Genomic DNA, 7,473 nt, shown 5'->3' with positions numbered 1-7,473 from the left:
CGATCCTCACCATCGGATCCCCCGCGCACACGCTCGCGGTCGACACCACGCTGCGGCCGCTGCTCGTCGAGCTCGGCGCGAGCGTGCCGACGCGTGCCATCGCCTTCCCCGCCGCCGAGACGGGCGACCGCGCCCGCATCATCGGCGAGTGGGTCGAGTCGGAGTATGCGCGGCTCGACGGCGTGCTCTCGCGCCGCCGCGCCCCTTACAGCGCCCCGGGAACCGCCTCGATCAGCTCGCGCGCGTAGTCCGATTCGGGGAGCGTCAGCATGCGTTCGGCGGGGCCCTGCTCAACGACGCGGCCCTCCCGCATCACGACGACGTGGTCGGATATCTGGCGCACAACACCGAAGTCGTGCGTGATGAAGAGGTAGCCGAGACCGAGCGCGGCCTGCAGGTCGACGAGCACCTGCAGGATCTGCGTCTGCACCGACACGTCGAGTGCCGAGACGGGTTCGTCGAGCACGAGCAGCTCGGGCTGCAGGGCGAGAGCGCGAGCGATCGCGATGCGCTGGCGCTGTCCGCCCGACAGCTCGACCGGCAGGCGCTCGGCGACCGTAGACGGCAGCCGCACCGAGTCGAGCAGGTCTCGCACGCGACGGGAGCGTTCCGCACGCGAGCCGATCCGGAAGGCGCGCAGCGGCTCGGCGATGAGCGCCTCGACGCTCATGCGCGGATCGAGGCTGCCGAACGGGTTCTGGTAGACGACCTGCACCGAGCGCCGCCATTCGCGCAGGCCCGCGCCGCGCAGGTCCGTGATGTCCTGCCCGCGGAACAGCACGCGGCCGTCATCGGCCTGCGTGATGCGCGCGGCCATCCGCGCCGTCGTCGTCTTGCCGGATCCGGACTCGCCGACCAGCGCCACCGTGCGTCCTGCTGGTACGACGAAGGACACATCGTCGGCTGCGACGAAGGTGTCGTCTCCCTGCGCGAACGTCTTGCGCAGGCCTACGACCTCGAGCAGCGGGCGCTGCACGACCGGCTCCGACGGTGAATCCCCTTCGAGCGTCGGCTCCAGGCGTCGGCTCGTGAGCCCCGGCGCGGCCGCGACGAGCTCGCGCGTGTAGTCGGTGCGCGGCGTGCCGAGCACGTCGTGCGTGGATCCCTGGTCGACCACGAGCCCCTGCTGCATGACGACGACGTGCTGGGCGCGATCCTTTGCGACTCCCAGGTCGTGCGTCACGAGCAGCACGGCCGTGCCGCGCGTCTCGGCGAGCTGCTCGATCTGGTCGAGCACGCGGCGCTGCACCGTGACGTCGAGCGCGCTCGTCGGCTCGTCGGCGATCACGAGACGCGGATCGCAGCTCCACGCCATGCCGATCAGCACGCGCTGCTTCATGCCGCCCGACAGCTCGTGCGGATACTGCCCGGCGCGCACCTCGGGGTTCGGGATCCCGACGTCGCCGAGGATCTCCACCGTGCGCGTCGCCGCGTCCGCGCGCGACATCCCGGTGTGCAGGCGCAGCTGCTCGGCGATCTGCTCGCCGATGCGCATGACGGGGTTCAGCGACGCGTTCGGATCCTGCGGCACGAACGCGATCTGACCGCCGCGGATCCGCCGCAGTGTGCGCTCGCGCACGCGCGCGAGGTCGAGGCCGTCGAATCGGATGGCACCGCCCGTGATCGCCCCGTTCTCGGGCAGCCGCCGCACGAGCGCCTGCGAGACGCTGCTCTTGCCCGAGCCCGACTCCCCCACGAGCGCCACGATGCCGCCGCGCGGCACGCTGAGGTCGACGCCGCGCACGGCCTCGACCGTGCGCCGGACCGACGTGTAGGCGACCTGCAGGCCCTCGACAGAAAGGATGTCGTCGCTCATCGTTCCACTCCGATCACGCGCGCCAGTCGGGTCACGGCCAGCACGACGCAGACGATGACCGTGCCGGGCAGAACCGTGAGCCACCACGCGGTGGCGATATAGTCGCGACCGTCGCTGACGAGCGCACCCCACTCGGGCGACGGAGGCTGCACGCCGAACCCAAGGAAGCTGATGGTCGAGACCGACAGGATGGCCGTGCCCAGCTCGAGCGCCGCCATCGCGAGCACCGGGCGCATGGCGTTCGGCAGGATGTGCCGGCCGAGCACCGTGAGCGGGCGCACGCCGAGCGTCGAGGCGGCCTCGACGTACTCCTCGCCGCGCACGCGCAGCACCTGGGCGCGCATGACGCGGGCGAAACTGCCGGCGGCGCCGAAACCGACGCCGAGCGCGATGCTCCACGGGCCGAACCCCAGGGTTGCCACGACGATGAGCGCGAGCAGGATGCCCGGCACGGCGATGAGCACGTCGACGAATCGCATGACGACGAAGTCGACCGCCCCGCCGATGCGGCCGCGCAGCGCGCCGCACACGAGCCCGATCGCGCCGCCGGCGATGCCGCCGACGAGCACGGCCGCCGTGGCCGCGGCGAGCGAGAGGAACGCTCCGTGCACGGTGCGCGTGTAGACATCGCGTCCGAGCGCATCCGTGCCGAACAGGTGCGCGAGGCTGGGAGCCTGAAGACGGTCGCCCGTGGCACCCGCGAGCGGATCCCCCGACGCGAGCAGGCCCGGCGCGAGCGCCATGACGGCCGCGATCAGGACGATCAGCAGCGATAGAAGCGTCGTCGGACGCAGCAATCGACGAATCATCGCACGCCCCCCGATCCGTTCTGCGCGCTCGGCCCCGGACTGTCGAGACCAGGCGACGCGGCGGCCGCGGGCACGGCGGCCCCGGGCTTCGCCCTCTGACGGCGCAGGCGCGGATCGATGAAGGGGTAGGACACGTCGACGAGCAGAGCCGCGAGCGCGTACACGATCGCGACGACGATGATGACGCCCTGGATCACGTTGACGTCGCGGGCCTGCACGGCGGCCACGACGATCCGGCCGATGCCGTCGCGCGAGAACACCGTCTCGACCACGGCGGTTCCGCCGGCGAGGTAGCCGATGAGCAGGCCGATGCTCGTCACGGACGGCAGCATCGCGTTACGCAGGATGTGACGGCGGAAAACCGCGAGGCGCGAGAGGCCCTTGACGTCGGCCGTGAACACGTACGGACTCTGCTCCGCCTCGCGGATCGCGGTGGAGAACACCTGGAAGAAGATCGCGCCGACCGGGAAGGCGAGCGTGATCGCGGGCAGCACGACGCCGAGCGACGAGCGCGCCCCCGACGCCGGGAACCAGCCGAGCGTGAACGAGAACACGCTGATAAGGATGAGTCCCGTGACGAACGCCGGCACCGCGACGCCGAGCGGGGGCAGCTGCACGAGCAGGTCGCGCAGCCACTTCCACGGCGAGATGTAGGCGAGGAACCCGATGATGAGCGACATCGCGATGCCGATCACGAGTGCGAGCCCGGCGATCGCGAGGGTGCCGGGAACGACGTCGGCGATCATCGACGTCACGTCCCGGCCGGTCGCGAGCGACGTGCCGAGATCGCCGGTGAGGAGGCCGCCGAGCTGCGAGAAGTACTGCGCGATGAGGCCGCCCGACAGGCCAGCCTCCTCGCGCAGCGCCGCAAGCTGCTCGGGATCCACCGTCGTGGCGTCGCCGGACTGCACGGCGAGCGCCGCGAGCACGGGATCCCCCGGCAGCACGCGGATGAGCAGGAACGTCACCGTATAGGTCGCCCACACGACGAAGACGAACTGGACCAGCCGCGGCCAGACCATGCGCGCGATGCGGACGGGCGCGCGCCTCGGAGACGTTCCTGCCTGGGTCATATCAGCCGAGCGCCACGTCGTAGAGGTGGAAGCGCGACGCCGAGTCGAACTCGAAGCCCGTGACCTCGGGCTGCGAGGCATGCAGCTGGTAGACCTCGAGGATCGGGAACAGGTACCCGTTGTCGATGATCGTGGCCTGCGCCTCGTCGATGAGCCCCTGGCGCGCGTCGGGGTCGCTCGTCGAGGCCTGCTCGGCGAGGATCGACTCGAGGTCGGGGTCGTCGAGAACGGCCCAGTGCGACGGCGCGGCCTGCTCGAACGCGACGCCGAGCGCGTCGGGACCGGTGCGGGTGAGGGCGGCGAACAGCATGTCGTAGCTGCGGTCGGCGATCGCGCCGAAGAACCCGCCGGCGTCGGTGAAGTTGATCTGCATATCGATGCCGAGGTCCTTCAGCTGCAGCTGGATGAGCTCGATCATGCTCTGCTCGTAGAAGCCCGTCGTCGTGAAGGTGAGGCGCTCGCCGTCCTTCTCGCGGATCCCGTCGTCGCCGAGCGCCCAGCCGCTGTCCTCGAGGGCGGCGATCGCGGCGTCGCGGTCGTAGGCCATGGATTCTGCCTGGCTCGTGTATCCGGTCGTGCCGCTCGACAGGGCGCTGGAGGGAGCGTCGCCGTCGGCGTAGCCGAGCGTCGCGTTGATGTCGTCGCGGTCGATCCCGATGCGCAGCGCCTCGCGCACGGCGTCGTCGGCGAGCACGGGGTTGTCGAGGTTCGGGATCAGGCTCGTCGGGATGCCCGGGTTCGCCTTCGCGTAGATCTCGTAGCCCTCGTCCGCGATGCGGGGCTGGTCTGCGTAGGGCAGCTCGCCGATCATGTCGAACTCGCCCGACTGCAGGCCGCCGACGCGCACGCTGTCCTCGGTCACGACCGCGAACTCGACGCGCGAGAGCGTGGCGTCGCCCTCGTGGCCCCGCAGCTCGGATCCCCACGCGTAGCCCTCGCGGCGATCCATCGAGATCTCGCTGTTGGGCGAGTAGGCGTCGTAGACGAACGGACCGGTTCCGATCACGCCGTCCTGGCAGCGCGCGTCCGGAGCCTGCTCGGTCGTCTCAGCGGAGACGATTCCGAGACTCATGGTGCTCGCGCCCTGCAGGAAGGCCGCGTTCGGGGCGTCGAACGTGACCGTGAAGGTGTGCTCGTCGGTGACCTCGGTGCCCTCGTATCCCGCGAGGTACTGCGCCGCGAGGGTCGCCGTCGATCCATCGGCCGACATCTCGATGATCGAGTCGAGGTTCGCCTTCACGACCTCGCTCGTCAGCTCGCTGTCGTCGCTGAAGGTCACGCCGTCGCGCAGCGTGAACTCGAACGCCGTCATGTCGTCGTTCGAGGAGAAGTCCTCCGCGAGCCACGGCACGATCTCGCCGGTCTCGGGATCCTGATCCACGAGCGAGTCCACGACCTGGCGGCCGATGTACAGCGCCTGCGTCACCGTCGGCTGCTGCGGATCGATGCACGTCGGGTCGGTCTCGACGGCGAAGACGAGCGTGCCGTCAGCCGCGGCGTCGCCGCCACCGCCGCCCGTGCAGCCCGCCAGCAGCGCGGTCAGGGCGATGGCAGAGCCCGCGGCGAGCGCGACCCGCCTCTGGGGAGATGTGTTCACGGTGATCCTCTCGGAACGGAGGTGGGGACGGAAGGGGTTCATCGGGGAAGCTCGCCTGATACGACGCGTCCGCGGGAGACGACGGCGACGATGCGGTCGACATCGAGGTGAGAGATGTCCTCCCAGGGGCGGCCGTCGACGACGACGAAGTCGGCGCCCAGACCGGCGGCCAGGCGTCCGACGCGGTCACCCATGCCGATGGCGTCGGCCGCATCGCTCGTGGCGGAGACGAGGGCGCGCTCCGCCGACCACCCGAACATGTCGGCCATCAGGCGCACCTCCTCGTGCTGATCGCCGAACCGCACCATGACGCCGTTGGCGTCCGTGCCGAGCACGAAGCGGACGCCCGCCGCGGCGGCCCCGGCGAAGTTGGCGTCGCGCTCGGCGACGACGGCCTGAGCCTTCTCACGCGCCTCCCCCGCCACGGGGATCGTGCCGTCGGCCAGGCGATCGTTGATCAGCAGGGTCGGCGCAACGGGGATCCCCCGCTGCGTGACGACGGGCCACAGGCTCGCGTCGACGCCGGATCCGTGCTCGATCGAATCGACGCCGGCCTCGAGCGCCCGGCGCGCGCTCTCGGTGTCGTGGCTGTGCGCCGCGACGAGCATGCCGAGGGCGTGCGCCTCGTCGACGGTCGTGCGGATCTCGTCCATCGTCTGGTTGCGCCATCCGACGCGATCGCCCATCGACAGCACGCCGCCTGACGCGTAGATCTTGATGCCGTGCGCGCCCTGACGCGCCCACTGCCGCACGAGCTTGCGGCACTCGTCCGGGCTGTCGGCGACGGGGTCGCGGTGCGGGTAGTGCGGCGGGATGAAGAGGTCGCCGTGACCGGCCGTCATGCCGACGGGGCCGTTCACGCGCACGCGCGGCCCGATCTGCACGCCGTCGTCGAAGACGCGGCTCACCGCGAGCTGCAGGGCATCGCCCGCGAGATCCCGGACGGTCGTGACGCCCGCACGCATCGCTCGCTGCGCTTGGGCGGCGATGTGGAAGACCTTCTCGGTGTCGGGCGTCACGAGATTCCATGGGGATCCCCACGGCTGCTCCCCCGGGCCGGCATAGCCCCCGAGGTGCACGTGCGTATCGATGAGTCCGGGAATCACGCCGTATCGGGGGTTCGCGCCGGAATCCTCAGCCTCAACGGCCGTGATGCTGTCGCCGTCCCATGTGATGCGGCCAGCACCGAGGGAGCACGTGCCGTCCCAGAGGGCGACGTCAGACAGGGCGGATTCGGGCACAGAGAACTCCAGACGACGATGCGGGCGTCGTCGGATCGGGATCGCCGTCCGACGCAGAAGCGCGTGTGCCATGTTGCGGCCAACGCAACTAATTTACCGACAGTAAATCGTTCTGTGTGACAAACGCATTTCTGAGCGCCAGGAACGTCGCTATCCGCCGGCCGGATTCACCGAGAGGAACCGTGCGGGGCCAGCGATCACGGCGGTCGGCCCGTGCGGCGTCTCCGCGTCGAGAAGGATGGAGTCGCCGGACTCCAGAACGTGCTCGTCGTCGCCGTGTGCGAAGAGCACCGACCCCTCGAGCATGTACAGGAACTCGATTCCGGCGTGCTCGTACATCGGGAACTCCTCGGCGTCGGCGTTGAGCTCGACGATCACCGGTTCGAGCGAGGGCCCGCTCGCCGACAGCAGGTTGCCGAGGCTCGAGTACCGATGCCCGCGGCGGGTGCCCGCGCGCACGGACGGCGCCCCGTCTCCTGCCTTCACGACGACGGCCGAGGGCGGGGCATCCGCGCCGCGGAACAGGGACGCGATGGGCACCGCGAGCGCCTTCGCGACGCGGTCGATCGTCGTCAGGCTCGCCGACGTCGAGGCCGACTCGATGCGCGAGATCATTGCGGGTGACAGCCCCGCGCGACCGGCGAGGTCGGAGGCCGTGAGCCCCGCCGCGATCCGATACTGCCGCACCCGGATCCCGACCGTCGTCGCGAGGCGGGAGGCGTGCTCGTCCGAGGGGCGCGCGTGCGGGTCGCTCATAGGTGAAGGTTAGACCGAGATCACCATCGGCATCTTCGGAGCGCTCGTCATCAGCCCGGCGATGAGCCTGCTCGCGGTCTCGACGTGAGTCGCGCGCCTCAGCGCGAGAGCACCCGTTCATAGACGTCGATCATCGCCGCCGTGCGCGATGACTGCAGGAACTCGCGGCGCACACGGTCCG

At 70.5% G+C, this 7,473-nt stretch carries 6 protein-coding genes and 1 pseudogene; 1 reads left to right on the top strand and 6 read right to left on the bottom strand.

The genetic code is table 11. The annotated features are described in order from the left end of the window. A pseudogene (locus ACTIAO_RS16440) lies at positions 1-248 on the top strand (hypothetical protein); the annotation flags it as partial. Here ACTIAO_RS16440 and ACTIAO_RS16435 read toward each other — a convergent pair. The 6 genes from ACTIAO_RS16435 to ACTIAO_RS16410 form a co-directional block, all read right to left on the bottom strand. Then, on the bottom strand, positions 206-1,816 hold the full coding sequence (locus ACTIAO_RS16435; protein ID WP_029153187.1) for a dipeptide ABC transporter ATP-binding protein: 1,611 nt from the start codon (positions 1,814-1,816) through the stop codon (positions 206-208). The pseudogene ACTIAO_RS16440 and the gene ACTIAO_RS16435 sit on opposite strands and share 43 nt — an antisense overlap. Continuing rightward, positions 1,813-2,625 carry an ABC transporter permease gene (locus ACTIAO_RS16430; protein ID WP_051216587.1) on the bottom strand — a complete coding sequence of 271 codons (813 nt, stop codon included), beginning with the start codon at positions 2,623-2,625 and terminating at the stop codon, positions 1,813-1,815. The genes ACTIAO_RS16435 and ACTIAO_RS16430 overlap by 4 nt, the downstream gene beginning before the upstream one ends. Beyond that, entirely contained in the window at positions 2,622-3,647 is a 1,026-nt protein-coding gene (locus tag ACTIAO_RS16425) for an ABC transporter permease (RefSeq protein WP_441841405.1), read from the bottom strand. Before ACTIAO_RS16425 ends, ACTIAO_RS16430 begins: the two co-directional genes overlap by 4 nt. 52 nt (positions 3,648-3,699) lie before the next feature. Then, on the bottom strand, positions 3,700-5,295 hold the full coding sequence (locus ACTIAO_RS16420; RefSeq protein WP_051216589.1) for an ABC transporter substrate-binding protein: 1,596 nt from the start codon (positions 5,293-5,295) through the stop codon (positions 3,700-3,702). Positions 5,296-5,333: 38 nt separating this feature from the next. Further along, entirely contained in the window at positions 5,334-6,608 is a 1,275-nt protein-coding gene (locus ACTIAO_RS16415; protein WP_084644265.1) for a metal-dependent hydrolase family protein, read from the bottom strand. 78 nt (positions 6,609-6,686) lie between these two features. Next, a complete protein-coding gene (locus tag ACTIAO_RS16410; RefSeq protein ID WP_029153190.1) occupies positions 6,687-7,292 on the bottom strand; it encodes a helix-turn-helix domain-containing protein in 606 nt (201 codons plus the stop codon). Between the last annotated feature and the right edge of the window lie 181 nt (positions 7,293-7,473).

Source organism: Microbacterium sp. (genome assembly GCF_052099035.1).
Lineage (GTDB): Bacteria > Actinomycetota > Actinomycetes > Actinomycetales > Microbacteriaceae > Microbacterium.
This window is presented reverse-complemented; position numbering and strand designations above follow the sequence as displayed.